This is a genomic window from Cellulophaga sp. L1A9, assembly GCF_009797025.1.
GTDB lineage: Bacteria > Bacteroidota > Bacteroidia > Flavobacteriales > Flavobacteriaceae > Cellulophaga.
In genome coordinates this window covers 1308515-1335158 of sequence record NZ_CP047027.1, presented here as the reverse complement: position 1 = coordinate 1335158, position 26644 = coordinate 1308515, and the positions used below count along the sequence as shown (strand labels likewise).

Genomic DNA, 26644 nt, shown 5'->3' with positions numbered 1-26644 from the left:
CTTGTAAATAAAAATATTAGTTCTTATTTTTTATTTAACCCTGCTATATATTTCTGCAACGCCATGGTCATAGAAGGTGTTTCGGGTGTTGGTGCTTTAATGTCTATTCTTAGACCAGCCTCAGTAGCTGCATTTACAGTAGAATTACCAAAAACAGCAATTCTAGTATCTTTTTGTTCAAAATCTGGAAAATTCTTTAATAAAGATTCAATTCCAGAAGGACTAAAGAATACTAAAATATCATAATACACATCCTTTAAATCAGAAAGGTCACTAACTACAGTTTTGTAGAATATACCTCTGGTCCAATTTAATCCTAAAGCATCAAGTGTTTCTGGAACAATTGGCTTTAGAGAATCGGAAGAAGGTAATAGGAATTTTTCATCTTTATACTTCTTGAAAAGTGTAGAGAGGTCTAAAAAATTCATTTTACCTACATAAATTTTACGCTTTCTGTATACCACGTATTTTTGTAAATAATAGGCAACAGCTTCTGACTGACAGAAATATTTCATTGAATCAGGCACTTTAAAGCGCATTTCTTCTGCAATTCTAAAAAAATGATCTACAGCGTTTCTGCTTGTTAAAATAATAGCAGTAAAATTGTTTAGATCAATTTTTTGTTGTCGTACAGTTTTGGCGTCAACGCCTTCAACATGTATAAAAGGCCTAAAATCTACCTTTACTTTTTCCTTGTCAATAAGTCGGGAATATGGAGAGTTTTCCATCTTAGGTTCTGGTTGTGAAACCAAAATCGTTTTTACTTTCATAAGCATCAGTCTTTAAAGTAATCTCCTAGAAGCACTAAGGGTGCTATTTCGAGTGCGCAAAGGTACAAAATAAAATAGAAAAAATTATTGGTAATTAATTTTTGATGATTTCGTATTGCTGTGACCCATCCAAGGATGTTTATTGCGGTAATTAAGAGTATACTTACATAAACTACAATTTTTGAATCTTTTAGGATGTAAGCAAGAAGGATATTCGCTACAAACATGACTAAACTACTGTAGTTAAAGTAAGATATTTTCTTGAATAAAAATTCGCTCACAGGTCCTTGTATGTTGAAAACAAATGCATTACCTAAGTGTAGGATTAGTTTAGAAAAAAAGAAAGCTATTAAAATCCCTAAGGTAATTATGTAAGTAAAAGGAGTGTTTGTATGATGCGAAAAATTAAAAATTGAATCTATAAAATAGAGGAATAAGGTGAAATTCAACAATTGAAAAATAGAAAGAAAAATTGTAAACCAATGTGATAATTTATCTTTCTTATTGTAGAGGAAGATGTATTTATTGTTGAAAGGTAAAATAATAAAGTTCGTAAATCTACCGTAAAAGAGTTTTTTAGCCAAGACCACAGTAGTAATGCTACAGCATAAAATTAATGTAATCCAGTCTATATTTTCGATTGTTCTTAGTAAGACCTCTTTCATTTAGTTTACTAATTTTATATTATCTCCATTCATCCCGGGTTGTAATCCGTTTTCACTAATGGCAACTTTAAAATACCCTGGATCATCCATGGTATGTGCTGGAAGTGTAAAGTTATAAAACACCGTGTCTTTTGCTTTTAATACTGTAGTATTGGCATCTTTTAAAACGGGCGTAATAGCTACAATTTCTTCAGGACGTTTGTATTGCGTATGAAAGGCAACCTTATATTTTAATTTACTTAATGGGATATCAAAATCATAAGGGTTGTAAATTTTTAAGCTAATATCATCATGGTTGTTAAGCGAAATCTCACTTTCATCAAGAATTGCCCTTAATTTTCTAAAAGATTCAAAATCATCCATGTATACGCCAAAACCTTTTTTCTGTTTTGGTAAATCAACAGCAATATCTCCTTTTTTTAAATATTGAGAAACGTATAGTATTCTTTTATGCTGCACCTTTGATTCTGTGTCATCTATAGAATATTGATTTCGGCGGTACATCACATTGTTTAATGAAAACGAAATGTTTCCCGAGTAAAATTCATACATAGGGGCGTTCCTATAAGAGTTTTCGAAAACTACAGGAGTATCACCAACCCTATCACTGATAGAGGCTGCCCATTCTTTATTTCCATGAGATTCATAATGTATGGGAGAAATCTCTTCAAACACCAATACAAAGCGAATAAATATCAGAAGAACAATATTTACCAATCCCATTCTGAAAATCCACTTCTTGGCATTCTCATTTTCTAACATATAATTAAAAGCAATTATAGCAAGTGATATAGAGATTACAATGATCCACTGTGTTTGTATGCGACGATTAAAACTAGAAATAAAGAAAAATATTAGGGTACCGTAGGTTAGAAATAATAATGCTTTATTAAATAAATTGGTTCCTTTTGTTTTCCACAATGCTTTATAAACCCAAAAGAAGGTAAGGCCAAACAATGCAAGTAAGTTTACGAAAAAACCAACAGTATAATCATTAAACTCATAAGCTCTGTTAGGGCGTTCAAACAAGTGATATTTTATGGAAACAAAATCATTTTCATAGAGCCATAAAAAATGTGGTAAATAACTTACTAGCGCTATAAATACAGCGAACCATGCGTATTTATTCAAGACTAGTTTTATGTTTGATAGGAGTACAAATACAATAACCAATACAGCATGGTACTTACTGTACATCAGGGCACTCATGATTAACCCTAAAATTATGGATAATGCTACAGATGGAGCTGCTATGAATTTCTTGTAAACATATAAAAAGGCAGCAGTAAAAAATAAAAGCGGGGTGTCGGGAAGGGTGAAAAAGCCATAAGCATTTAAAAGAGTCATAGAAAAAGTAAGCACAAAAAAGTGCAAGACAAACTCTTTCTTTTTCGGATTGTCTATAACCAGCCAAATAAATACAAGGGTGCCAATAGAAAGTAGGCAACTCATAAACCGAACGCCTAACTCGCCATTAAAGAAAAAGCTGCTTAATTTAATTAAGAAAGCAACCATTGGCGGGTGATCAAAATAACCCCAAGCCATATTCTGGGCATAATGCCAATAATATGCTTCATCAAAAATTAAATCGGTAAAATAACTTTGTATGAGGTTAATAACAAAAATAATTCCAAGGATATAAATAAATAATTTCGGCAGTTTCTGCATTTTTCAACAAGCTTATTTCGGCAAAACTACAAATTATAAGACATAGGCTTTTAATTAATTATTTTAAATAGCTTTTTTGACTAAAAAAATCATAAATAATTTATGCTAATTTCGTTACCATTATAAAAAAACTATTTTTGCAAGAATAGAATTTTTTAAATGATAGATAGTCTTGTAATTATTCCAACTTTTAACGAAATTGAAAACATTGAAGCTATAATTAAAGCTGTTTTTAATTTAGAGAAAGAGTTTCATGTGCTAATTGTTGATGATAATTCACCAGATGGGACAGCCAGTAAGGTTAGGGAACTACAAAAAACTTTTCCAGGAAAATTATTTTTAGAGGTTAGAAAAGAAAAGGCAGGTTTAGGTACCGCGTATATTCATGGCTTTAGATGGGCTATTGCTAAGCAATATGATTTCATTTTTGAAATGGATGCCGATTTTTCACATACCCCCAAGGATCTTATTAGACTTTATCAAGCTTGCGTAGATGGGGCAGATTTGGCAATAGGTTCTAGATATATAAAAGGAGTTAATGTTGTAAATTGGCCCTTGCATCGTGTCTTATTATCTTACGGTGCATCATTTTATGTAAAAATAATTACGGGCATGAGAGTTCATGACCCAACAGCGGGTTTTATTTGTTACAAAAGAAGCGTTTTAGAGAACATAGATTTGTCGGCCATTCATTTTGTTGGATATGCCTTTCAAATAGAAATGAAATTTAGAGCACATTTAAACAAATTTAAAATTGTTGAAGTGCCTATTATTTTTACGGATCGTGTATTAGGGAAATCAAAAATGAATTCGTCCATTGTTAGAGAAGCTATTTTTGGAGTAATCAAAATGAAATGGATGAGCTTTTTCAGAAAAAATAAATTTAAATCATGAGTAAGTTTTTAATAAAGAATGCTACTATCGTCAATGAAAATAAACTGCAAGTAGCAGATGTTCTTATTCAAGACGATATTATTCAAAAAATAGGTGCTACTATTTCTGACGCTACAGCTACGGTTATTGATGCTTCGGGAAAATATCTTTTACCGGGTATTATTGATGATCAAGTACATTTTAGAGAACCGGGGTTAACTCATAAAGGAAATATTGCTAGTGAAAGCAGGGCTGCTGTTGCAGGTGGGATTACCACTTTTATGGAACAGCCAAATACCAATCCACAAACAACAACCATAGAAAAATTGGAGGATAAATTTGCTTTGGGAGCAGCGAGCTCTTATGCTAATTATTCATTTTTGTTTGGAGGTACTAATGACAATTTAGAAGAACTTAAAAAACTTGATAAAAATGCCTGTTCTGGGGTAAAATTATTCTTAGGCTCTTCTACGGGAAATATGCTGGTAGATAACGAAGAGGTTATAGAAAAGATATTTAGAAATACCGAAATGGTGATCTCGGCACATTGTGAAGATGAGACCACTATAAAAAATAACTTAGCAAAGTACAAAGAGCAGTATGGTGATGATATTCCTATGGAGTACCACCCGTTAATACGAAGTGCAGAGGCTTGTTATTTATCATCCTCCAAGGCAATTGCCTTAGCGAAACAAACGGGAGCAAGGTTTCATGTATTCCATTTATCTACAGGAATAGAAACGGCTCTTTTTAGAAATGATATCCCTTTAAAGGAAAAGAAAATAACAGCAGAAGTTTGCTTGCATCATTTATGGTTTTCCGATGAAGATTATAAAACAAAAGGATCTTTAATTAAATGGAATCCAGCAGTAAAAACTGCGGAAGATAGAGATCAATTGTGGGATGCTTTTTTAGATGACCGAATTGATGTCTTAGCAACAGATCATGCACCACATACTTTAGAAGAAAAAGATAATGTATATACCAAGGCGCCCTCTGGAGGGCCATTAGTGCAGCATGCATTGCCAGCCATGTTGGAAAAGTACCATCAAGGTAAAATAAGTTTAGAAAAGATTGTGGAGAAGATGTGTCATAATCCCGCTATTTTATTTGAAATAGATAGAAGAGGCTATGTGCGCGAGGGGTATTATGCAGATTTGGTATTGGTAGATATAAACAATTCTTGGACCGTGTCTAAAGAAAATATCGTGTACAAATGTGGTTGGTCTCCTTTTGAAGGAACTGCTTTTCGGTCGAAAATATCACATACTTTTGTAAACGGACATTTGGCTTATGAAAACGGAATTATTTCCGATAAGCGAAATGCCAAACGTCTTACCTTCAATAGATAACTTATGTATAAAGTGCTTGTTTTATGTGTTTTGGCTTTGATGGTTTCTTGTAAGGAGGAATTAATTAAACCACCGGAAAATCTTATTGCAAAAGATAAGATGTCTGCAATTTTGTATGATTTGGCATTGGTGACTGCAGCAAAAAATACAAGTGTAGATGTGCTAAAAGAGAATAAGATAGAAGCGATGAAATATATCTATGCAAAACATGATATAGATAGTCTTCAGTTTGTAAAAAGTGACCTCTATTATGCTTCACAACCAGTTATTTACGGTGAGATTTACAAGAGCGTAGAAGGAAAGATAAAAGGAGATATAAAAGTTATAGATGATGCTAAAAAAGAGCAACGTAAACTAGATAGTATTGAGCGCATACGCAAGCCGAAGAAACTTGATAGTATAAAGGCGGAAAAAATTGAAAAGTCAGAGCTGAATTAAGAAGTTTCCTTTATAAATTGTTCTGTACAAAAATCTAACACCTTATCTATAGGTTCAAACTCATAGTTAAAAGTGGTTTTTATTTTTTGATGATCGTACTGTTTTTGCTCTTGAAGTGATTTGACGCTGTTTTTTGTTAATTTTCGTTCCTTTTTTGTCAAGAAACTGGCGAGCCAATCTAAGCGCCATAAGAGGCTCAACTGCCATTTTTTTAATTCTTTATTTGGGGGTTTTAGTTCAAGCTTTTCGCAGATATCGTGTAAAACATCTTTGTATGTTTTGTTTTCCGCAATAACAATAAATCGTTCTTTATTAATTTCAGAATTCATTCCTAAAATTAATAGTTTTACTACATCCATTACGCCAACAAAACCGGTGCCGCTAGGTGGGTAATAAGAGTAGCCCTTGGCTGCAGTTTTAAATATAGTACCACTTCCAGAATCCCAAAATCCGGGGCCTAGTATAACACCCGGATTTAATACTATGGTAGGTAAGCCCTCTTGAGAGCTACGCCAAACCTCCATTTCTGCATCGTATTTGGTGAGTGCATACACATTGGCATCTTTTGCATTCCAATCGGAGTCTTCATTGACAATAACAGAATTAATTTCTTGACCAATGGTAGCAATAGAGCTTATGTAAGCCAATTTTTTTACATTCTTAGCGAGGCTGGTATTCACGACATTTGCTGTGCCTTCGCAATTTATTTTAAATAGTTTATCGTAATCTCTGGGGTCAAAAGAAATTAGTGCCGCGCAATGATAAACATGTGTTACATTTTCAAAAGCAGTGTCTAAAGCAGAAATATCACTAAGGTCTGCAACAAACCATTCTATTCTATTGAATTGTTCTTGAAAATTTTCAGTGTAGTAAGAAAATATCTTTTCCACTTGTTTTAAGTCGCTTCGTTCTCTATGGATGGCGCGTATACTCGCATTTGTTTTTGTTAATTCAAACAAAAGGTGTGACCCAACTAAACCTGTACCGCCTGTGACTAAAATCATGGTTTAAAAATACGGAATTGTAATTTATTTATTCAAATTTAAACACCGCTAAAACACTACATTCTTTTATATTTGCAGCTACATTAAAAAATAGCACACGAATGAAAACCAATTTTGTAGCAGAATTAAAATGGAGAGGCATGTTACATGATGCCATGCCAGGAACAGAAGAGCATTTAATGAATGAAATGCAATCGGCTTATGTTGGTATAGATCCTACAGCAGATTCGTTACATATAGGGCATTTAGTGGGGGTAATGATGTTACGTCATTTTCAACTAGCAGGCCATAAACCGTATGCACTTATTGGTGGTGCTACGGGGATGATTGGAGATCCTTCAGGAAAATCTACAGAACGTAATCTTTTAGATGAAAAAACCTTGCGTCACAATCAAGATGCTTTAAAAGGACAGCTTTCTCGTTTTTTAGATTTTAGTAGTGATGCAAAGAATGCGGCTATTCTTGTCAATAATTATGATTGGATGAAAGATTTTTCATTCTTAGAATTTATCCGTGATGTGGGGAAACATATCACCGTAAATTATATGATGGCGAAAGATTCTGTTAAAAAACGTCTTTCTTCGGAAGCGAAAGAAGGAATGTCTTTTACAGAGTTTACCTACCAACTGGTTCAAGGGTATGACTTTTTACACCTTTTTAAAGAACACAATTGTACTTTACAAATGGGAGGTAGTGACCAGTGGGGAAATATAACAACGGGAACAGAACTTATAAGACGTATTGGTGGTGGTAAAGGCTACGCACTTACCTGTCCGCTAATTACAAAAGCAGATGGTACTAAGTTCGGTAAAACGGAAGGCGGTAATGTTTGGCTAGATGCAGAACGTACTTCACCTTACAAATTTTACCAATATTGGTTAAATACCTCTGATGAGGATGCTGAAAAATATATCAAAATATTCACCTTTATCGCTAAAGAGGAAATAGAAGCTTTGGTAGCGGAGCATAAGGAGGCACCGCATTTACGTGTGCTTCAAAAACGATTGGCGGATGAGATTACCGTGATGGTGCATTCACAAGAAGATCTTGATAACGCTGTGGAGGCAAGTGGAATTCTTTTTGGAAAATCTACAGCCGCAAGTTTAAAGAAATTGAATGAAAAAACATTCTTGGACATTTTTGAAGGTGTTCCTCAAGCAGAGGTAACTATGGCTGATGTTGAAGAAGGTTTAGATATGATTGGAGCTCTAGCGGCGAAGACTAACTTTTTAGGATCTAATGGGGAGGCGAGAAGGGAGCTGAAACAAAATTCCATCTCTGTAAATAAAGAAAAGGTCAAGGAAGACTACGTAATTACAAAAGAAGATTTAATCAATGATAAATTTGTTCTTTTGCAAAGAGGGAAGAAAAATTACTTTGTAATACTCGTAAAGTAAAAACGCAACCCTTAGAGAGAATTCACATCTAAAATAAAAGACCTTATGAGAATAGTAACTTTTGTTTTAGGTGTGTTTTTATTTTGTATCGCTTGTACGGATAATGACGATGATTTTACGCTTGATGAAAGCTTGTCTGGGGAATGGGTGTTAACCGATGTAAGTTGTTTTTGTGGCTTTCCCGAAGATGTGGATTTTAGCGTGCATACCTTAAATTTTCCAGAAGAGGATAATAGTGTTATAATAGAAAATGATGAGACTAATTATTATTTTCATATCGCAGGAACCTACAGCTATACTAATATAGAGGGTATTATAAGTTTACAGGATACGGATCAGGAGTATATGTACGTAGTCGAGGATGATGTATTAACATTGACTTATATTGATGAGCCTATGATTGCAGATGATGAGGTTACTTATAGGTATGCAAGAAAATAAATTTATAACACCAATAAATTACAGCCTCTAATATCTGAATGGTCAAAACGACCTAAAATTTCAAAAGTATTGTTGCTGTATTTTTTACCTAAATCTTGTGTAGCAATAAACGAGCAAGAGTTTATGTTGGCTAAATCTATAACATTTACGCCACCGGTTTTTCCTGTACTTTGGTAGCTAAGTGCATCTTCAGGATCTCTTATGAGAACATCCATCCAAGGTGGACTTTTAAAAATGCCATCACCTTTAGAATATGCTTGCGATAGCAGTTCTGTCATGCCATATTCAGAATGAATTTTTTGCACGCCAAAACCTTCTTTTAGCGTGTCGTGTAATTCTTCTCTGATCATTTCTTTTCGGCGGCCTTTCATACCGCCAGTTTCCATGATAATTACATTTTTTAGTTTAAGATTGTAGTTCTCCACAATATCTAAAAGAGCAAAAGAAACTCCGATTAGTAGAATTTTGGTATTGGATTGATCTAGTTCCTTTAGTTTCTGAACCAGAAGTTCTAGGGTGTCTAAATAAAATCCGCTTTCTGGATGCTTACTTTTTTTAATCAAATCATCGGCCATATAGATTAATGACGAACCTTGGCGTTCTAAGTAAGAAGGCAATAAAGCTAACACACAATACTCTGTTACGGCACCATAAAAATGAGTAAACGCTCTTTGATAGCTTTCTTCATAGATAGAAACATCTGTTACATAATGTGTACTCGTCATTGTTCCTGTAGTTCCGCTGCTGGTAAAGAGTATTTCGGGATTTTCAGTACTTGAAACAACCTTTTTCGATTTAAAAAATTCAATAGGTAAAAAAGGAATGGCAATGACTTCCGAAACGTTGTTGGGTGTTTTTTTTAGGTAGTTGCAAAATTCTTGGTAAACAAGATTATGGGTATACTGATGGCGATAGACCTGTAGCGCTACGGAATTAAAATCTGCCTGTGATTGAATAGTAAAAATAGAAGAAGCGTCCATAACCAAAATATACAAGTACAAAAGTAAACATACTCATTGGTCTATAAAACAAAAACTCTTTTTCAATATTAGAAAAAGAGTTTTTGGTAGTATAGCTTGGTTTGGTTTATTTCACGACTAACTTTCTTGAAGTTGTTTTGTTATTTTCTGTAACCTGAACAATGTAAACACCAGCATCTAGTTTAGAAATGTTTAATTCTTTATAGTGGCTGTATTCTTGCAGCACCAATTCTCCTAATAAATCATATACTTGAATGTTCTTACCTAGGTTGTCTTTTGTGGTGATGTAAACCACATCATTGAAAGTAGGGTTAGGATACAATTTAAAGCCAGCAATTTCGGTATTTTTCGTATGGTTTTCGACGGGCTCTTGTCCTGAAAGAGAGAATGTGAAAACCATAAGTAGGATAAAGTAGATTTTTGTCATGTGTGATTGATTGGGGTATCTGACGTAAATTTAACAAAAGGGTATATGGAGGAGTACTAAATGTTGTGAAATACATATTATTGTAGGTAAACTGACTTTTTTAACCTTTTAAAGGTTTTATTTATTGTAAATCAGTCTTTTAAATGTACGAATGCGTAGGCGTCCTAACTATAGTTGTAGGATAATTACTCAGGTATAATCATAAATAGGATGAAGTGTTCTATTTGACGATAAGTTTTCGGGTTACCATTTTATCTTTTTCGTAGACACGAATTACATAAATTCCAGCATCAATATCCGAAAGATTCAACTCTGTGCCGATAATAGTGGCTTCCATTACTTTATTCCCTAAAACATCAAAAATTAAAACTTTTTTTGGGGCATTTAAAGCGGTATTGATGAAGACTTTTCCGCTAGTAACAGGGTTAGGGTACAATTTAAACCCTTCAATATCACCTGTAGTAGGCTTGTCCTGACTATAGCCAAGAGTTGCAATACAGAAAAGAATGATAAAGTAAAGTTTTTTCATATGTTACTAATAACAAATAGTATACCACGAAGATACTAAAATTAATAGTACAGAAATATAATGTTAAATTTTAATCAAATATTTTCGATAAAAAGCACTAAATACTCACTATTTGTCTGTTATAATGTTGTTTGATCGGATTTTGTAGAATATAAGATGTAAAAAAGCCCCGCGATTGCGAGGCTTTTAGGTGTATATTTAATTGTTTAGTCTTATTTAGCCCAAGCAAATGTAGCAACATCTACAGTAGCAGCGTCATCATATGATAGACTAGGATCAGCATCAGCACCTTCAATTTGAACATTTGCAAATGCACCACCTTGAGGGAAATCTAATATAGTTGTATAACCAATCAATGAAAGACCAGTAATGATTCCTCCAGATTCTTTTTTAAATTGAAGGGCAGTTCCGCCTACAGTAGAAACAGCCGTGATATTTACAAACTTAGGATTGTTATTGTCTCCATCACCTTCCATTACAGTTGAAAAACCTTCTATAGTATGAGAAATGTAACCATTGGTTAAAGTACCATTCCAACCTTCTGTCCAGTCAATAGCATCATCTTCATTGTTTTCCATATACATATTAGTGGCAGAAACAGTTCCTCCGAAAAACTCAACGCCATCATCTGTACCGTTTAACATTGCAACGTTTGCAATTGTAGTTCCAGAACCAACAGCATATAACGTAAGACCATTGTATTGAGAATCAGCATTGATAGAAGCACCTGCATAATTAATGACTAGGTAGCTTATAGATCCTGAATCATCGGCATCGTTTGAACCACCATATTTAAAATCACCTACTTCAGCAGTAGCATCAACACCTTTTGTAGTAGTCGCGTCACCAAGAATAACTAAACCACCCCAATCGCCAGGCGTTTGATTTGCGGAAGTCATAACGACTGGATTAGCTTCTGTACCTTGAATATCAATCTTACCGCCTTTTTGAACTACAATATAAGTATTTGTTTCAGTACCAGCTTCAACCTTAGCTGTAATCATAGTTCCGGCCGGAATTGTTAATGTTACTCCTGATTCTACGCTTAAAGCATTTTCTAAGAAATAAGGAACATTAGCATCTAATGTCATATCGCTTGATACTGTTCCACTTAACACACTATTTTCAATAGCAATAGAAGAGTTAACCCATGCGAATAAAGCAACGTCTACTGTTGGAGAAGCGATATAAGTTAAAGAAGGATTTGCATCTGCTCCATCAATTTGAACATTGGATAATGAACCATCTTGAGGGAAATCTAAAGATGTATCGTAACCAGATAATGATAAGCCAGTAATTGTTCCTCCAGATTCTTTTTTAAACTGAAGTGCAGTACCACCTACTGTAGAAATAGCTGTGATGTTCACAAATTTAGGATTATTATTATCACCATCACCTTCCATAACTGTAGAAAAATCTTCTATAGTGTGAACAATATAACCATTAGTCAAAGTACCGTTCCATCCCTCAGTCCAATCGATTGAATCGTCTTCGTTGTTTTCCATATACATATTAGTCGCAGAAACAGTTCCTCCGAAGAATTCAACTCCATCATCAGTACCATTTAACATGGCTACATTCTCTACAGTTGTTCCAGAACCAACAGCATAAAGTGTAAGGCCATTGTATTGAGAATCAGCATTAATAGAGGCGCCAGCGTAGTTAATGATTAAGTACTGGATAGATCCTGAATTATCAGTATCGTTAGTTCCACCATATTTAAAGTCTCCTACTTCGGCAGTAGCATCAACACCTTTTGTAGTTGTAGCATCTCCTAAGATTACTAAACCACCCCAATCACCAGGTGTAGCATTAGTAGATGTCATGATAACTGGATTAGCTTCTGTACCCTGAACATCAATCTTACCACCTTTTTGAACTACGATGTAAGTATTAGTTTCGGTACCAGTTTGTACGTTTGCTGTAATTTTAGTTCCAGCAGGTATGGTTAAAGTAACACCTGAAGCAACGCTAAAGCTATTCGTTAATACATAATCTAAACTCGGGTCTAAAGTTCTGTCTTCAGTAAGTTCTCCTGTTAAATTTGTTGCGGCATCAGGACATGAGTTTGAACATGTACCACCACAATCAACACCTTCTTCACCGGCATCTAAAATACCATTGCTACATAAATCAGCAGGATTAGACACATCGTCATCGTTGCTGCAGCTAGTTAATGCTAAAGCAAAAACTGCTGAACAGATAAAAGACAATTTTAAAAAGTTCGTTTTCATAAGATTGATTTTTAAATATATTAGTGATTATTAATTAAATTAAAATTGAAAGCTTACGCCTATGCTTAAATTAATTCCAAGTTTATATGCCAATACGGTATTTTCCTGTTCCATTAATGGAATATTCATTGCTTGGCGCTCTTCTAGTGTAGTAGAACTACTTAATTGACTAAAATCTCTTACGTTAGTTAAAATATTTTGAGTTTGCTTGATGTTTGGGTTTAATAAGTTTCTTCCTACCAGTTTAACTTTCCAGTGCTCATTTATTTCTTTACTAACCACAGCATCAAGTGTTACGAAGCCTTTTTCAATAATAGCATCGTCGTAATCAAAATCGCTACTTGTAAGCGTGTTTGCGACACCAATTGCATAAATTTTATCTGATGCATAGTTGGCTGTAAGTGATGCAGCAAGAGGGTTTTTGCCAGCAGTATTAAAGTTTATACTTGAATTTAGTATCCAGTCTGATGCTCCTTGTAAATCAGTCTCTGTAATGTTTTTATATCTAAAACTTTCTCCAACAGTGCCATCTTCATTGATAATTTGTTTTAAGTCTTGGGTGTGCCACATGCGCGTTGCATTAAACACCAAACTTAATTCAGAACCAGATAAGTTTCCATCTTCATCATTTGTGGTAGCTTTGATCAAATCGAATTTAGTTTCAGCTTCTAAACCAAAAACCTCTGCCTTTTCACCTGAGTTGAAATAAGAGAATACACCTGAAGCACTCCTTTGTCTCAATCTATTAATTGGATCTTCAATTTTCTTATAAAAGGCTCCAAGAGAAATTAATTCACCTATAGACGGGTAGCTCTCCCATTTAATATCATAATTAAAGTTTGTAGATGCTCTCAAATCTGGATTACCAGCAGTAATTTGGTTGGTAGGAGATACGTATTGAAAAGGAGCAATTTCTTTAAATTCGGGCAATGTTAGAGTTTGACTTGCGGCAAATCTAAACGCATTGTTGTCGTTTACGCTATACTTAACATTTAAGCTTGGGTATACTCTATTGTAATCTTGTTCGCTAGTTCCTAATCTAGAGATTCCAAGGTTACCGATATCGTAATTTACACTCAAATCATCTTTTTGGAATCTCAGTCCAGCATTAAAGTTCCATTTTTTCAAACCAACATTAATATCTGCATATCCAGCATAAGATTCTAAATTACCTGTATAAATATCTTCACGAGTGCCATTTGCATTAACGCCCAATAACCTGTATCTTAAATTACCATCGTTAAAATTTGGTATGGTAAAAATACTTCCAAGGTCATCTAAAGAAGGAGGAGTTACTGTTCTACCAGATGCTTCAATCACACCCACAAATTCAGAGCTAAAGTCACGTTCCTTGTTTCTGTAATTTGCTCCTATTTCAATTTTAAAGTTTCTGTCCTCTTCGTCTATTATTTTTATGATGTCTTTTAAATATCCGTTGTATTCAATATCATTAATTTTTTGACTAGATTTTCTTTGTTGGAAATCGCCTCTTCTTGCTAATTCAATCTCAGTACCATCAAAATCAAAATTTATTTCATTTCTGATTCTGTTCGGTTCATCAGCATTTAAGAAGTTATAACCTCCGGCCCACTCAATAGTGTTTATTTCTCCTATTTTGTGCGATCCTATAAGCTGCGTCACAAAAAGTTGTGTTTGCTTTGAGTTTTGGTCTCTTATAAATTGAGATAAACCTTCAGCAGGTTCTGTTTCTTCAAATATTACTGTTTGACCATCTCTACCAGCTTCAAAAACTTGGTCGCTAAACTTATTTATAACGAAAGTGCTTGATTTAATTTTATTTTTCTCATTAGCATAAAAGACTACATCTAAAAGAGCTGTATTAATAATGTTAGTAGTGTAAGTTGTAGCATCATTAATAGAGTCTTCTATAAAGTTAGATCTGAATTGCTTAAAAGTGCCTTGTTGGTATTCGTTAGTTTTGGAATGTGATGCGGTTAAAAGTATAGCTAGTCTATTTTCAAAAAACTTTTTCCCTGCGGTTAAAGAAGCAGAATAATTGATAGGATTGTTTAGCTTCTCAGTATTCCAAGACTGTTGAATAATTTGAGTTTGTAATAATGGGTTTTCATTGTAGATACCTAAAGTTGTATTGCTGTAATTAGGACTTACTTTAAAATTATCGTAAACCCCGTTTTTAAGTACATTTGTATTACCCCCTGCAGATAGACTTACAGAAAACTCAGAGCTTCCAGATAATTCCCTTGATGCAATATTAACTGTACCCGAAGATTGATCGGCAGTATTTTGTACAGAGAAAGTTTTTCTTACGCTAACGTTTTGAAGAACACTAGTCGGGAAAAGTTCTAAAGCGATATTTTTACGGTCTACATTATCAGATGGAACTTGTAAGCCATTAAGAGTAGTGCTTAGATAACGATCACCTAAACCTCTTACAAAAATATCTCCTGAGGCCTGACTGCTGGTAACACCTGAAATTTTAGTGGTAGCAGTGGCTGCATCAGTAACACCAATTTTCCCTAACTCTTGAGCTCCAATAGCAACCGTAATATCAACAGATTTCTTTTGATCTAATAATAAAGCTGCTTCAGAATCTTTTCTGGCAGTTGTAGTTACTACAACTTCATCTAAAGACATTCCTTCACTCGCAGCCAAGGGAATATTTATCGTAGTTACTTTTCCTGCTTCTATAGCAACATTCGGTACTTCAACAGATTCATAGCCTAAATAACTAAATACAACTATATAGGTGCCTGGATCAACATTTGCAATTTCGTATAATCCATCAAAATCTGTAGTGGTACCTTTTGTTGTCCCTTTTATTAACACGTTAGCAAATGCCAAGGGTTCGTCACTTGCTTCTTTGTCAATTACTTTACCAACAACACTACCTTTGTCCTGTGCGTACGATAAAGTTGATACTATTAAAAATAGTGATACTAATAGATACTTCATTTTGTTTTTGTCTTTTTACGCGGCAAAGAACGTTCGGCAGGGTAAAAGTGATGTTACCCCTGTGTTAAAGATTTATTTTTTAAGTGTTAACTTAATGTTATGATATTAAATCAATGTTAAGTGCTTTAGTCGTAATTGTATTATCTTTACTTTTGAGCGATTAACCAACTAAGAAACTTTAGGGGTAATGATTGCAAGTTGTTGATATACAGCGACAAGAATGTGATTTATGCCATAGAAAGTTCCCGAATTTAATTCAAGTATCAAATGAAAAAGAAGGACATTAGAATATTATTGGTAGATGATGAACCAGATATTCTTGAGATTTTAAGTTACAACTTAAGCGCAGAAGGCTATGAAGTATTTACGGCTAAAAATGGAGCGGAAGGAGTAGCTAAGGCAAAAAAGAAACAGCCACATTTGATCATACTAGATGTCATGATGCCAGAAATGGATGGTATAGAAGCTTGTGAAATTATTAGAAATACGCCAGGTTTAGAAGAGACTATTATTACTTTTTTAACGGCACGTAGTGAAGATTATTCTCAAGTTGCTGGTTTTGATGCTGGTGCAGATGACTATATTACCAAACCTATAAAGCCAAAAGTATTTGTGAGTAAGGTAAAAGCTTTGTTAAGACGCTTAAAAGATGAAGAAGCTTCGGCTGATGATATTGTAAAAGTGGGTAACATCATCATTAATCGGGAAGAATATAAGATTGTCAATGACGGTCAAGAGCTTGTTCTGCCAAGAAAAGAATTTGAATTGTTGTCCTTGCTTACTTCCAAGCCTAATAAAGTATTTAAAAGAGAAGTTATCTTAGATAAAGTTTGGGGTAATGAAGTTGTTGTTGGTGGTAGAACTATTGATGTTCATATTAGAAAACTTCGTGAAAAAATTGGAGATGATCACTTTAAAACCGTAAAAGGAGTAGGGTATAAGTTTGTGTTATAATGGCAATATCCTTTAAAAAATCATACAAATTTGCATTTCGCTCAGCAACTTATATTACCGTAGCAATAACACTATTCTTATCCGCTTTTTTGTGGTTAAAGGGTGAATTAGATTGGTTGCTTCTAATTGTGTTTATGCTGGTTACATATACTATTTGTTTTTTTGTAATTCAACTTCGAGTAGAAAAATTTATATACAAGCGGATAAAAAGAATCTATGATGATGTCTCATTATTAGAATCTTCTAGCTTGGCTTCGCGTACCGTAACTACAGATATGGGTACGCTAACTTCTGAAATTGAAAAATTTGCTAAAGACAAAAAAATAGAAATAGATACCCTTAAAATTCGGGAAGAATACCGCCGTGATTTTATAGGGAATGTTTCTCATGAATTAAAAACACCTTTATTTACTGTGCAAGGCTATATACTTACCTTGCTAGATGGCGCTGCAGACGATAAAGCGCTGCGAAAAAAATATTTACAACGTGCAAGTAAAGGGGTAGACCGGTTAATTTATATCGTTAAAGATTTAGATTTAATTACCAAATTAGAAGTGGGTGATCTCAATGTAGAGCTAAGTGAGTTTAATATTGTAGAGTTAATTCAGAATGTGTTTGATCTTTTAGAAATGAAAGCAGCAAAGAAGCATATCTCTCTCACGTTCGATATGAAGTACAAAACACCAATTTTAGTAAATGCGGATAGGGAAAAAATTCAGCAAGTAGTAACAAACTTATTGGTAAACTCCATTAAATACGGTCATGAAAACGGAACCACAGAGGTGAGCGTTGAAAATCTTATTAAAAATAAGGTCATTGTTCGTGTAACAGATAATGGCGAAGGAATATCAAAACAAAACATCCCGCGACTTTTTGAACGTTTTTATCGTGTTGATAAAAGTGGAAGTAGAGAAGAAGGTGGTTCAGGATTGGGTTTATCTATTGTAAAGCACATTATCGAAGCGCATAATGAACGTATTTATGTAGAAAGTGTCTTAGGTGTTGGATCAGAATTTTCATTTACACTGGAAAAAGTAGCTCCAAAAGTAGAACAGGCAAAAGCATAAAAGTCCTTTTATTTAGATATTCTCAATATTGCATCATTCTTAATGCTAAGATTTTAGTAGTTTTGCCGATTAAATTAATATTTCAAAAGTGGGGAGTAAAAACAAGTTAAAAAGGTTTAGAGAGAACGATACGTTTGAAAATGTTCTTCAGCCTGATAGAGACGATGTTCAGAAGGGGTTGTGTGATTTGAAAGGGAAATGGAGTGAATTTTTCAAGAATGATAATCCTATTGTTTTAGAGTTAGGTTGCGGTAAAGGAGAATATACCATTGGATTAGCAAGGCAAGATAAAAACAAAAATTTTATTGGTGTAGACCTTAAAGGTGCGCGCTTCTGGCGTGGTGCTAAAACTGCAAAAGAAGAAGGGTTAACTAACGTGGCTTTTCTAAGAACGCAAATAGAATTAATTGATTTACTTTTTGCGGAAAATGAAGTTTTTGAAATTTGGATTACTTTCCCAGATCCTCAAATAAAATATAAGCGCACCAAACATAGACTTACCAATAAAATATTTTTAAATAAATACAATTACATTTTGGACGAGAATGGCGTTGTAAATTTAAAGACCGATAGTGAATTTATGCATGGGTATACCTTAGGGTTATTACATGGTTTAGGTCTTGAAGTTATTTATGCCAATCATGATGTGTATAAAAATGAAGGGAGTCCTAAAGAGGTCTTGACGATTCAAACTTTCTATGAGAATCAGTATCTTGAGAAAGGAAAGCCAATTACTTTTACTCAATTTAAAGTCCATTAATCGATGACGCATTTGCTTATTTTATTTTTTGCGACCTTTTCGGCTGCCTTTATGGCAACCGTGCCGCCAGGGTTGTTAAACATGAATGCAGCAAAAACTAGTGTAGAAAAAGGAAAGTTAAACGGAATCATTTTTAGTCTTGGTGTTTCTACCATGATTATGATTCAGGCATATATTGCAGTGCTTATTTCCAAATACTTGCACAACCATCCTGAGGTAGTCGCTGTTTTGTTAAAAATAGCATTGGTGGTGTTTGCTTTTTTCTGTGTATATTTTTTTGTGCTTGCAAAACGGAATAAACCTAAAAAACAGAAAACAATCAATGTCAGTAAGAAAAATAGCTTCTTTAAAGGGATTCTTTTAGCAGGATTAAACCTACTTACCATTCCCTATTACAGTGGTCTAAATGCCATGTGGAAAGCATCGGGTTGGATTAAGTTTGAGCTTACAGATATTGTGGTCTTTGTATTAGCGGCAGGAACGGGTACCTTTGCAGTGCTTTATTTTTATACCATTTATTTTTTTAAACTGGAAACAAAAAACAATACCTTCTCTAGAAATTCCAATTATATATTAAGCGGATTAATGGGGTTGCTTTTTGTTATTACAATATTCAGAATAATTAATCATTGAGGATGAAAGAAGAGAATCAAAATTTCTTTCAGAAAGTCTATGAAGTGGCCAAGTTAATCCCACATGGTCGTGTTACCTCGTATGGTGCAATTGCAAAATATTTGGGTGCTGCCAGAAGCGCACGTATGGTGGGTTGGGCAATGAATGCCTCTCATAATATGGAAGATATTCCTGCACACAGAGTAGTTAATAAAAAAGGGTTGTTAACAGGGAAGCATCATTTTGATGGAACTAACCTTATGCAACAACTTTTAGAAAACGAAGGTGTGGAAGTGGTAGAAAACCAAATACAAAATCTGGATGTGCTTTTTTGGGATCCATTTTTAGAGTTAAATACGGAGCTTTAAGCATAAGCTTAGAACACAAATAATAAGATAAAGTACCAAATAAACGAATCTTATCTAACAATGTTATATTTCAATTTCTAGTTTTCTTAATATACTTTCTAAACCGTATCTTTGTAGGATAAATTTTGATTTATTACATCATAATTTAATTGCGTAATTCTAGGACTCTTTTTTGAGTTTTTTTGAAATGAATTCATGAAAATTACGTCTTACAAATAAACAGCAGTAAAACACTCAGATGAAATTAGAAAAAAAAGATGTTCTTAAAGCTTTAGAGCAAATTACAGTACCAGGAGAAGGTAAAAACATGGTAGAAAGCGGTGCTGTAAAAAATATTCAAATTTTTGGTGATGAAGTAGAGATAGACGTTACCATAGCCAACCCAAGTCTTCAAGCAAGAAAAAAGACAGAAGTTGAAATTTTAAAGATCATCCATAAAGAGGTTTACGAAAAAGCGAAAATAAAAATTAACGTTAAGGTAGAAGCTCCTGCAGCTGCAGATAAGCCTAAGACTAACGAAATAAAAGGGAAGCCACTTCCTGGAATTAAAAATATTATAGCTATTGCCTCAGGGAAAGGTGGTGTAGGGAAATCTACAGTGACTGCAAATTTAGCGGTAACCTTAGCTAAAATGGGTTTTAAGGTTGGTTTATTAGATGCCGATATTTACGGGCCATCAATGCCAATCATGTTTGATGTTGCTATGGAGAAACCTTTAGCAGTAACGATAGAAGGTAAGTCTAAAATGAAACCCGTAGAAAGTTATGGTGTTAAGTTGCTTTCTATAGGCTTTTTTACCCAGCCTAATCAAGCAGTTATATGGAGAGGGCCAATGGCGTCTAAAGCATTAAATCAAATGATTTTTGATGCACATTGGGGAGAAATAGACTTTATGTTGATTGATTTACCTCCAGGAACAGGAGATATTCATTTGAGTATCATGCAAGCAATGCCAGTTACTGGTGCTGTAGTGGTAAGTACTCCGCAGGAGGTTGCTTTGGCAGATGCGCGTAAGGGTGTTGCCATGTTTCAACAAGACTCTATTAACGTTCCGGTGTTAGGTATCGTTGAAAATATGGCGTATTTTACACCAGAAGAGCTTCCGGATAATAAGTATTATATTTTTGGAAAAGAAGGTGCTAAGCATTTATCTGAGGATTTGAAGGTGCCATTTTTAGGAGAGATTCCTTTAGTGCAAAGCATACGAGAAGCAGGGGATGTTGGTAGGCCAGCGGCAATGCAAGAAGGAACGCCAATAGCGAATGCTTTTGAAGAAATTACTAAAAATGTGGTGCAAGAAGTAGTGAACAGAAATGAAGAGCTACCGCCTACAGAGGCAATTAAAATAACTACTATGGCAGGTTGTTCGCCGGTAAAAAAGAAATAATTATGACATCAGAAGAATTAAGATTAAATGTTGAAAAAGCGTTGGAAGAAATCCGACCTTTTTTACAAAGTGATGGTGGTGATATTTCATTAGTTTCTATTGATAATGATACTTCTGTTAAAGTTAAATTAGAAGGTGCTTGTATTGGGTGTTCTGTGAATCAGATGACCTTAAAGAGTGGTGTTGAAATGACCATAAAAAAGTATGCTCCTCAAATAGAAGAGGTCATAAATATAGGGTAGTTAGTTAGAAATAAAATAAAGTAGTATTCCCTTGGACTTAAAAAATCTACGGGAATTTTTAATATGAAGTAACCATGGCCGATATAAAAATAAAAATTATAGATCGAGAAGGGGTCGCACACGAAGTAGATGCGCCAACAGATATGAACATGAATGTTATGGAATTGGTTCGTGCTTACGAATTAGCTCCAGAAGGTACTATTGGTGTTTGTGGTGGGATGGCAATGTGCGCTTCTTGCCAATGTTATGTGTTAAATGATGTATCCTTACCAGAAAAATCTGATGATGAAGATGCTATGTTAGCAGAAGCTTTTAATGTTAAAGATAACAGCCGTTTAGGATGTCAAATTCACCTTACGGACGATTTAGAAGGCTTAGAAATAGAATTAGCTCCAGAGAGTTAGAAAATACCTATCCAGAATTTTAAAAGGCTAGTTTAAAACGATACTATCGTATTAAACTAGCCTTTTTTATGTTTTATATTCTCGCTTGATACGTAAACAAATTATAGTAACGCCCTTCTTTAGCGATTAAATCGTCATGCGTTCCTTGCTCTGCAATCCTACCATTTTCAATGACTAATATTTGATTAGCTTTACGAATGGTACTTAATCTGTGGGCAATGACAAACGTAGTTCTTCCTTCGGTTAACATGGCTAAACTTTTTTGAATTAAGGCTTCGCTTTCCGTATCTAAGTTAGACGTCGCTTCATCTAAAATTAATATTTTAGGATTTGCTAAAACAGCTCTAGCAATGGCAATTCTTTGACGCTGACCCCCAGATAATTTTACACCGCGTTCTCCAATCAATGTATCTAAACCTTTTTCAAAACGATCTGTAAATTCATTAACATAAGCAGCCTTAACAGCAGCTTGCAATTCTTCTTCAGTAGCATTGGGTCTTGGGAATAAAATATTTTGACGAATAGTACCTTCAAATAAAAATTCATCTTGTAATACTACACCAAGATTTTTTCGGTAGCTGTTAAGGTTCACCTTGGATACATCATTGCCATCAATAGTAATCATACCCGATTGCGGATTTAAAAAAGTAGCGGCTAAGCCTGCAATGGTAGATTTTCCGGAGCCAGAACTACCTACTAAGGCAACTACATCACCAGAATTAACTTCAAAATTTATATTATGGAGTACATCTTTATCTTCCTCGTAGGCAAACGAAACATCATCAAAAACGATCTTCCCTTTTATTTTTTCTAAAACAATCGTTCTATTCTCCTCATCAGATTCTGGAGTCATATTCATTAATTCTTCAGTACGGTCTAGGCCTGCTAAAGCTTCGGTCAACTGACTTCCAATATTACTCATTTGTACAATCGGGGCAATCATCAACCCTAATAAAAAAGTAAAGGTCAAAAACTCTCCAATGGTGAGTTCATCCATCATTATTTTATACCCGCCAATTCCCATAATTCCAGTAGTTGCTATACCCAATAGAAATGTGCTAGAACTGGTCATAAAAGCAGTGGCTGTTAAACTCTTTTTCACATTCTGAAATAGCTTATCAACACCTTCTTCAAATACTTTACTCTCTTGTTCTTCAGCATTGAATCCTTTAATTACTCGAACTCCGCCTAAGGTTTCCGTTAGCCTACCAGTTACTTCTGCATTTATTTTACCTCTATTTCTAAATATTGGACGAATTACTTTAAAGGCTTTTAATGCAATAATAGCAAATATAGCAAGTGGTACTAAGGTGAATAAAGTCATCGATACACTCGTCTGTAGTAATAAGATTAAGGCAACAATAGCTGTGATAGATCCCCCAACTAATTGTACCAATCCTGTACCTATTAAATTACGAACCCCTTCAACATCAGACATAATTCTAGAAACTAAGGCTCCGGATTTTGCATTGTCAAAAAACCGAATAGGTAGGGAAAGTACTTTTTTCTGTACCTGTGCTCGTAATTCTGAGATGAGGTATTGTGCTTGTACACTCAAAATTTTGGTTAATAAAAAAGAGGTGACAGACTGTACTAAAATAGCCAAAGCAACGGCGGCTACCAATAATTTTAATAGGTGTATGTTTTTATTAGGGATAATATCATCCATTAGATACTTAAGTGATAAGGGGGCAACGAAGCTTGCCGCTTTACTAATTACAATTAATAAAAGCCCTATAAATACAAGATTTCTTCTAGGCCAAATAATTGTTTTGAATGCGGTAAGAATGCTAACTTTTTTTTCTGCCATAGTTGAAAATTACAATAAATAAATAAAATGCAAAGTTACTTTAAAATGATTGAAATTGGGCTTTGTTATATTCAATCGGTTTTTTTTAGTGGAAAATTAGTATTTAATTGTCGAGTCCTTTAAATTCATGGCATCAACCTAAAATTAACCTTAATGAAAAATTGTCTTTTATTGGTTTTCGCAATCACTTTGATGAGCTGCCAATCAGTATCAAAAAATAGTAAACCAGCAAGCAAATTCTCGAAGTACGTTGAAAATGTAGAAATTATTAGAGATGATTTTGGAGTGCCCCATATTTATGGGAAGACCGATGCTGATGCTGTATTCGGACTTTTGTACGCACAATGTGAAGATGATTTTAATAGGGTAGAACAAAATTATATCTGGGCAACAGGTAGGTTGGCGGAGGTAGAAGGTGAAGATGCTTTGTATAGTGATTTGCGGGCTAAACTATTTATGACAGAAGACGAGGCGAAAGTAAATTATGAGAATAGCCCAGAATGGTTAAAGAAATTATGTGATGCATTTGCTGATGGTATTAATTATTACTTAGAAACACACCCAGAAGTGAAACCAAATTTGCTTACCCATTTTGAACCTTGGATGCCAATGTATTTTAGTGAAGGCTCTATTGGTGGCGATATTGAAAGGATATCCAGTAATAAGATAAAGGCTTTTTATGAAAGCGGAATGGAGTTACCAAAACTTAAACAACTAGAACTAAAAAAGGAAGAAGAAATGGCAGAACCACAGGGCTCTAACGGAATCGCCATTTCAGGTAAACTAACCCAATCAGGAAATCCGTTGTTGTTAATCAACCCACATACCTCATTTTTCTTTAGAGGTGAAGTGCATGTGGTAAGTGAAGAAGGCTTAAATGCCTATGGAGCGGTAACTTGGGGTCAGTTTTTTGTGTATCAAGGCTTCAATGAAAAAACAGGATGGATGCATACCTCCACGTATACTGATGTGATGGATGAGTTTAAAGAAACTATTCTGGAGGTTGACGATCAATTGGTGTATCAATATGGTGAAGAATTACGAACAGTAACGGTTGGAGAAGTCATTCTCAAATATAAAGTAGGAGATAGTATTAAAGAAAAGAAAGTGCCAACCTATAGAACACATCACGGGCCAATTACGCATATGGTAGATGGCCAGTGGACGGCTTCTGCTATGATGTGGGAACCAGTTAAAGCTTTAGAACAGTCGTACGTACGCACCAAACAAACGGGTTATAAGGGGTTTAGAGAAATGATGGATATAAGAACAAACTCATCAAACAATACGGTATATGCAGATGCGGAAGGAAATATTGCGTATTTCCATGGTAATTATGTTCCTAAACGAGATACTATTTATGATTATACGCAACCTGTTGATGGGAGTAACCCAAAAACCGACTGGCAAGGATTGCATACCGTCGATGAAAATATCCTTATTTTAAATCCTGAGAACGGATGGTTTCAAAATTGTAATTCCACTCCTTTTACAGCAGCCTTAGAATTTAGCCCTAAAAAGGAGGAGTATCCAAAATATATGTCTAGAGATCAAGAGAATTTTAGAGGAATTCATGCCATTAATTTATTGACTGATAGAAGTGGGTATACCATAGATAGTTTAATACAATTAGCACACGATCCTTATTTACCCGCTTTTGAAAAACTAATTCCAGGCTTGGTAGAGGCATATGATAAGGCAGATAAAACCAAAGAATTAGGAGCCCCTATTGAAGTACTGAGAACATGGGATTTAAAAACTTCTGAAACTTCTGTAGCGATGAATTTAGCTCATTATTATGGAACTATGTATAGTAAAATGGTTGAAGCGCCTAAAGGATTTAGCGATATGGAACGCTTAAATTATTTTGGGTCAGAATCTCCGTTAGAAGAACGTATACTCGTTTTCAAGGCGGTAGTAAAAAGGCTAGAAAATGATTTTGGCACATGGAATATGCCTTGGGGAGAAGTAAACAGGTATCAACGCTTAAACGGAGACATTCGTCAAGCTTTTAATGATAGTTTACCAAGTATTCCTATTGGGTTTGCTTCGGGTAGGTGGGGCGCATTGGCAGCCTATGGAGTAAGTTACACCAATGATACTAAAAAGATTTACGGGACTAGAGGCAATAGTTTTGTGGCTGTGGTAGAGTTTGGAGCTAAAGTGAAGGCAAAAAGTATGTTGGCTGGTGGACAAAGTGGAGATCCTAAATCACCTCATTTTGATGATCAAATAGCACGCTATGCTGCGATGCAATTTAAAGACGTCGCTTTTTATAAAGACGATGTTTTGAAAAGAGCTGAAGAAACCTATAAGCCGGGAGAACGAAAGTAATTTTAAGTACTAAATAGAATTGAAATGATAAAGAGTGTAGCCTCAAAGTCGGGAGACTTTGCGGAGCGGGGGGTACTTGCAGGATGTAAAATGCAGATGAAATGCAATACATATTAAATGAAGATATATAATAGTCTTGTTAAAATGTATTGCATTTCGATTGGCGTTCATCGAAAATAAATACTAAATGGGGTTGGTTTGCGTTCGCTTAGAAGCAACCAAACCCAATAAACCTTTAGTATGATAGTATTCGGACATAATAATTTCAAAATAAAAAGCTTTTCACCTAGAGAATTAGGGATTCCAGAAAACCCTGGAGAACAAAGGATAACTCTCGAGGTGCGCCAACGTTATTTTCATTTATTTTGGATTCCGTTTTTCCCCATAGGAAAAGCATATGTCATAAGAAAAGAAGGTGATAGTAATATGTATGAAATGCCGCTTGAATTACAACATGTACTATCAAACAGAGCAGATGTAAAAACACCTTGGTACTCTTATTCTCTGATGTTTTTAGCCTTGTTTATTGCGGTTTCTTATTTTGGAAATGAGAAGATGAAAGATATTAGGTGGGAAAATCAGTTTTATGCACAACAGGCAGATCAGAAAATGCGGGTAAAATACCCGACAACTGGAGATTATTATAAATTTAAGACCTTTGAATGCTCAGATACTAGTAGTCGCCCGGCAGAAATTATAGTAAAAGTTATAGCCTATGATGAGGATAGCATTGAATTTTCAAGTGCATATATAAATATTTTAGATAGTAATCAATATTCCTATTCGATACAATCAGAAATAGATAAAAACCTTGATTACCAGTATAATTCTTTTGAATTGAAAAAAGAAGATATTATGAATTCAATTCATAAAGAATACAGAGATTATAGTGAAGATGTGCCATTAAAGGACATGAATTGGTGTTATGTATTTAAAGGAATGGACAGAGAGGAACTTGAGGTTGCTCAAAATTAAATCTCAAAGGCGTATACTA

At 34.5% G+C, this 26644-nt stretch carries 25 protein-coding genes; 15 read left to right on the top strand and 10 right to left on the bottom strand.

Annotated elements, in window-relative coordinates; genetic code table 11:
- Positions 1-23 precede the first annotated feature (23 nt).
- From GQR94_RS05705 to GQR94_RS05695, 3 genes are read right to left on the bottom strand one after another with little or no spacing between them, the layout of a single operon-like run.
- Positions 24-770: a uroporphyrinogen-III synthase gene (locus tag GQR94_RS05705; RefSeq protein WP_158974570.1), complete on the bottom strand. Its 747-nt coding sequence runs from the start codon at positions 768-770 to the stop codon at positions 24-26.
- A gap of 5 nt (positions 771-775) precedes the next feature.
- Positions 776-1435, bottom strand: a complete 660-nt coding sequence (locus tag GQR94_RS05700; protein WP_158974569.1) for a DUF4271 domain-containing protein — start codon at positions 1433-1435, stop codon at positions 776-778.
- Complete coding sequence (locus GQR94_RS05695) at positions 1436-3103, bottom strand: glycosyltransferase family 39 protein (protein WP_158974568.1); 1668 nt, start codon at positions 3101-3103, stop codon at positions 1436-1438.
- 159 nt (positions 3104-3262) lie between these two features.
- Here GQR94_RS05695 and GQR94_RS05690 point away from each other — a divergent pair, with 159 nt between their 5' ends.
- From GQR94_RS05690 to GQR94_RS05680, 3 genes are read left to right on the top strand one after another with little or no spacing between them, the layout of a single operon-like run.
- Positions 3263-3997: a polyprenol monophosphomannose synthase gene (locus GQR94_RS05690; protein WP_158974567.1), complete on the top strand. Its 735-nt coding sequence runs from the start codon at positions 3263-3265 to the stop codon at positions 3995-3997.
- Positions 3994-5328: a dihydroorotase gene (locus GQR94_RS05685; RefSeq protein WP_158974566.1), complete on the top strand. Its 1335-nt coding sequence runs from the start codon at positions 3994-3996 to the stop codon at positions 5326-5328. Before GQR94_RS05690 ends, GQR94_RS05685 begins: the two co-directional genes overlap by 4 nt.
- Before the next feature lie 3 nt (positions 5329-5331).
- Positions 5332-5766: a DUF4296 domain-containing protein gene (locus tag GQR94_RS05680; RefSeq protein WP_158974565.1), complete on the top strand. Its 435-nt coding sequence runs from the start codon at positions 5332-5334 to the stop codon at positions 5764-5766.
- Here the strand turns inward: GQR94_RS05680 and GQR94_RS05675 are convergent.
- On the bottom strand, positions 5763-6770 hold the full coding sequence (locus tag GQR94_RS05675) for an SDR family oxidoreductase (protein WP_158974564.1): 1008 nt from the start codon (positions 6768-6770) through the stop codon (positions 5763-5765). The genes GQR94_RS05680 and GQR94_RS05675 overlap by 4 nt on opposite strands.
- Before the next feature lie 101 nt (positions 6771-6871).
- On the opposite strand from GQR94_RS05675, the gene tyrS reads away from it, so the two are divergent.
- Both tyrS and GQR94_RS05665 read left to right on the top strand, forming a co-directional pair.
- Positions 6872-8167, top strand: coding sequence for a tyrosine--tRNA ligase (gene tyrS, locus GQR94_RS05670; RefSeq protein WP_158974563.1), 1296 nt, complete (start codon positions 6872-6874; stop codon positions 8165-8167).
- Between the two features lie 45 nt (positions 8168-8212).
- Positions 8213-8608, top strand: a complete 396-nt coding sequence (locus tag GQR94_RS05665) for a hypothetical protein (RefSeq protein ID WP_158974562.1) — start codon at positions 8213-8215, stop codon at positions 8606-8608.
- 2 nt (positions 8609-8610) lie between these two features.
- Here GQR94_RS05665 and GQR94_RS05660 read toward each other — a convergent pair whose 3' ends face one another.
- The 5 genes from GQR94_RS05660 to GQR94_RS05640 all read right to left on the bottom strand — a co-directional run bounded on the left by GQR94_RS05660 (position 8611) and on the right by GQR94_RS05640 (position 15712).
- Positions 8611-9588, bottom strand: coding sequence for an acyl transferase (locus tag GQR94_RS05660; RefSeq protein ID WP_158974561.1), 978 nt, complete (start codon positions 9586-9588; stop codon positions 8611-8613).
- A gap of 106 nt (positions 9589-9694) precedes the next feature.
- Positions 9695-10015: a T9SS type A sorting domain-containing protein gene (locus GQR94_RS05655; RefSeq protein ID WP_158974560.1), complete on the bottom strand. Its 321-nt coding sequence runs from the start codon at positions 10013-10015 to the stop codon at positions 9695-9697.
- A 220-nt stretch (positions 10016-10235) separates the two neighbouring features.
- On the bottom strand, positions 10236-10544 hold the full coding sequence (locus GQR94_RS05650; protein ID WP_158974559.1) for a T9SS type A sorting domain-containing protein: 309 nt from the start codon (positions 10542-10544) through the stop codon (positions 10236-10238).
- Positions 10545-10756: 212 nt separating this feature from the next.
- Positions 10757-12778 carry a hypothetical protein gene (locus tag GQR94_RS05645; RefSeq protein ID WP_158974558.1) on the bottom strand — a complete coding sequence of 674 codons (2022 nt, stop codon included), beginning with the start codon at positions 12776-12778 and terminating at the stop codon, positions 10757-10759.
- A 39-nt stretch (positions 12779-12817) separates the two neighbouring features.
- Positions 12818-15712 (bottom strand): TonB-dependent receptor, encoded by a 2895-nt coding sequence (locus tag GQR94_RS05640; protein WP_158974557.1) that lies wholly within the window; start codon positions 15710-15712, stop codon positions 12818-12820.
- A 267-nt stretch (positions 15713-15979) separates the two neighbouring features.
- On the opposite strand from GQR94_RS05640, the gene GQR94_RS05635 reads away from it, so the two are divergent.
- The 8 genes from GQR94_RS05635 (at position 15980) to GQR94_RS05600 (ending at position 21506) form a co-directional block, all read left to right on the top strand.
- Entirely contained in the window at positions 15980-16666 is a 687-nt protein-coding gene (locus tag GQR94_RS05635; RefSeq protein WP_158974556.1) for a response regulator transcription factor, read from the top strand.
- On the top strand, positions 16666-17733 hold the full coding sequence (locus GQR94_RS05630; RefSeq protein WP_158974555.1) for a cell wall metabolism sensor histidine kinase WalK: 1068 nt from the start codon (positions 16666-16668) through the stop codon (positions 17731-17733). The genes GQR94_RS05635 and GQR94_RS05630 overlap by 1 nt, the downstream gene beginning before the upstream one ends.
- An 88-nt stretch (positions 17734-17821) precedes the next feature.
- Positions 17822-18493, top strand: a complete 672-nt coding sequence (gene trmB, locus GQR94_RS05625; RefSeq protein WP_158974554.1) for a tRNA (guanosine(46)-N7)-methyltransferase TrmB — start codon at positions 17822-17824, stop codon at positions 18491-18493.
- 3 nt (positions 18494-18496) lie between these two features.
- Positions 18497-19126, top strand: coding sequence for a LysE family transporter (locus tag GQR94_RS05620; protein WP_158974553.1), 630 nt, complete (start codon positions 18497-18499; stop codon positions 19124-19126).
- 2 nt (positions 19127-19128) lie between these two features.
- A complete protein-coding gene (locus tag GQR94_RS05615; RefSeq protein WP_158974552.1) occupies positions 19129-19473 on the top strand; it encodes an MGMT family protein in 345 nt (114 codons plus the stop codon).
- A gap of 238 nt (positions 19474-19711) precedes the next feature.
- A complete protein-coding gene (locus GQR94_RS05610; protein ID WP_158974551.1) occupies positions 19712-20860 on the top strand; it encodes an Mrp/NBP35 family ATP-binding protein in 1149 nt (382 codons plus the stop codon).
- Positions 20861-20862: 2 nt separating this feature from the next.
- Positions 20863-21102, top strand: coding sequence for a NifU family protein (locus GQR94_RS05605; RefSeq protein WP_158974550.1), 240 nt, complete (start codon positions 20863-20865; stop codon positions 21100-21102).
- 74 nt (positions 21103-21176) lie between these two features.
- The gene (locus GQR94_RS05600) at positions 21177-21506 is read left to right on the top strand and encodes a 2Fe-2S iron-sulfur cluster-binding protein (RefSeq protein ID WP_158974549.1); all 330 of its coding nucleotides are present in this window, start codon (positions 21177-21179) and stop codon (positions 21504-21506) included.
- A gap of 73 nt (positions 21507-21579) precedes the next feature.
- Here GQR94_RS05600 and GQR94_RS05595 read toward each other — a convergent pair whose 3' ends face one another.
- Positions 21580-23316 (bottom strand): ABC transporter ATP-binding protein, encoded by a 1737-nt coding sequence (locus tag GQR94_RS05595; protein ID WP_158974548.1) that lies wholly within the window; start codon positions 23314-23316, stop codon positions 21580-21582.
- Positions 23317-23469: 153 nt separating this feature from the next.
- On the opposite strand from GQR94_RS05595, the gene GQR94_RS05590 reads away from it, so the two are divergent.
- Positions 23470-25650 carry an acylase gene (locus GQR94_RS05590; protein ID WP_158974547.1) on the top strand — a complete coding sequence of 727 codons (2181 nt, stop codon included), beginning with the start codon at positions 23470-23472 and terminating at the stop codon, positions 25648-25650.
- A gap of 240 nt (positions 25651-25890) precedes the next feature.
- Entirely contained in the window at positions 25891-26625 is a 735-nt protein-coding gene (locus GQR94_RS05585) for a hypothetical protein (protein WP_158974546.1), read from the top strand.
- The last annotated feature ends 19 nt before the right edge of the window (positions 26626-26644 follow it).

Coding starts and splice junctions, on each gene's coding strand:
- GQR94_RS05705 (WP_158974570.1), bottom strand. CDS start 770: ATGAAAGTAAAAACGATTTTGGTTTCACAACCAGAACCTAAGATGGAA.
- GQR94_RS05700 (WP_158974569.1), bottom strand. CDS start 1,435: ATGAAAGAGGTCTTACTAAGAACAATCGAAAATATAGACTGGATTACA.
- GQR94_RS05695 (WP_158974568.1), bottom strand. CDS start 3,103: ATGCAGAAACTGCCGAAATTATTTATTTATATCCTTGGAATTATTTTT.
- GQR94_RS05690 (WP_158974567.1), top strand. CDS start 3,263: ATGATAGATAGTCTTGTAATTATTCCAACTTTTAACGAAATTGAAAAC.
- GQR94_RS05685 (WP_158974566.1), top strand. CDS start 3,994: ATGAGTAAGTTTTTAATAAAGAATGCTACTATCGTCAATGAAAATAAA.
- GQR94_RS05680 (WP_158974565.1), top strand. CDS start 5,332: ATGTATAAAGTGCTTGTTTTATGTGTTTTGGCTTTGATGGTTTCTTGT.
- GQR94_RS05675 (WP_158974564.1), bottom strand. CDS start 6,770: ATGATTTTAGTCACAGGCGGTACAGGTTTAGTTGGGTCACACCTTTTG.
- tyrS (WP_158974563.1), top strand. CDS start 6,872: ATGAAAACCAATTTTGTAGCAGAATTAAAATGGAGAGGCATGTTACAT.
- GQR94_RS05665 (WP_158974562.1), top strand. CDS start 8,213: ATGAGAATAGTAACTTTTGTTTTAGGTGTGTTTTTATTTTGTATCGCT.
- GQR94_RS05660 (WP_158974561.1), bottom strand. CDS start 9,588: ATGGACGCTTCTTCTATTTTTACTATTCAATCACAGGCAGATTTTAAT.
- GQR94_RS05655 (WP_158974560.1), bottom strand. CDS start 10,015: ATGACAAAAATCTACTTTATCCTACTTATGGTTTTCACATTCTCTCTT.
- GQR94_RS05650 (WP_158974559.1), bottom strand. CDS start 10,544: ATGAAAAAACTTTACTTTATCATTCTTTTCTGTATTGCAACTCTTGGC.
- GQR94_RS05645 (WP_158974558.1), bottom strand. CDS start 12,778: ATGAAAACGAACTTTTTAAAATTGTCTTTTATCTGTTCAGCAGTTTTT.
- GQR94_RS05640 (WP_158974557.1), bottom strand. CDS start 15,712: ATGAAGTATCTATTAGTATCACTATTTTTAATAGTATCAACTTTATCG.
- GQR94_RS05635 (WP_158974556.1), top strand. CDS start 15,980: ATGAAAAAGAAGGACATTAGAATATTATTGGTAGATGATGAACCAGAT.
- GQR94_RS05630 (WP_158974555.1), top strand. CDS start 16,666: ATGGCAATATCCTTTAAAAAATCATACAAATTTGCATTTCGCTCAGCA.
- GQR94_RS05620 (WP_158974553.1), top strand. CDS start 18,497: ATGACGCATTTGCTTATTTTATTTTTTGCGACCTTTTCGGCTGCCTTT.
- GQR94_RS05615 (WP_158974552.1), top strand. CDS start 19,129: ATGAAAGAAGAGAATCAAAATTTCTTTCAGAAAGTCTATGAAGTGGCC.
- GQR94_RS05610 (WP_158974551.1), top strand. CDS start 19,712: ATGAAATTAGAAAAAAAAGATGTTCTTAAAGCTTTAGAGCAAATTACA.
- GQR94_RS05605 (WP_158974550.1), top strand. CDS start 20,863: ATGACATCAGAAGAATTAAGATTAAATGTTGAAAAAGCGTTGGAAGAA.
- GQR94_RS05600 (WP_158974549.1), top strand. CDS start 21,177: ATGGCCGATATAAAAATAAAAATTATAGATCGAGAAGGGGTCGCACAC.
- GQR94_RS05595 (WP_158974548.1), bottom strand. CDS start 23,316: ATGGCAGAAAAAAAAGTTAGCATTCTTACCGCATTCAAAACAATTATT.
- GQR94_RS05590 (WP_158974547.1), top strand. CDS start 23,470: ATGAAAAATTGTCTTTTATTGGTTTTCGCAATCACTTTGATGAGCTGC.
- GQR94_RS05585 (WP_158974546.1), top strand. CDS start 25,891: ATGATAGTATTCGGACATAATAATTTCAAAATAAAAAGCTTTTCACCT.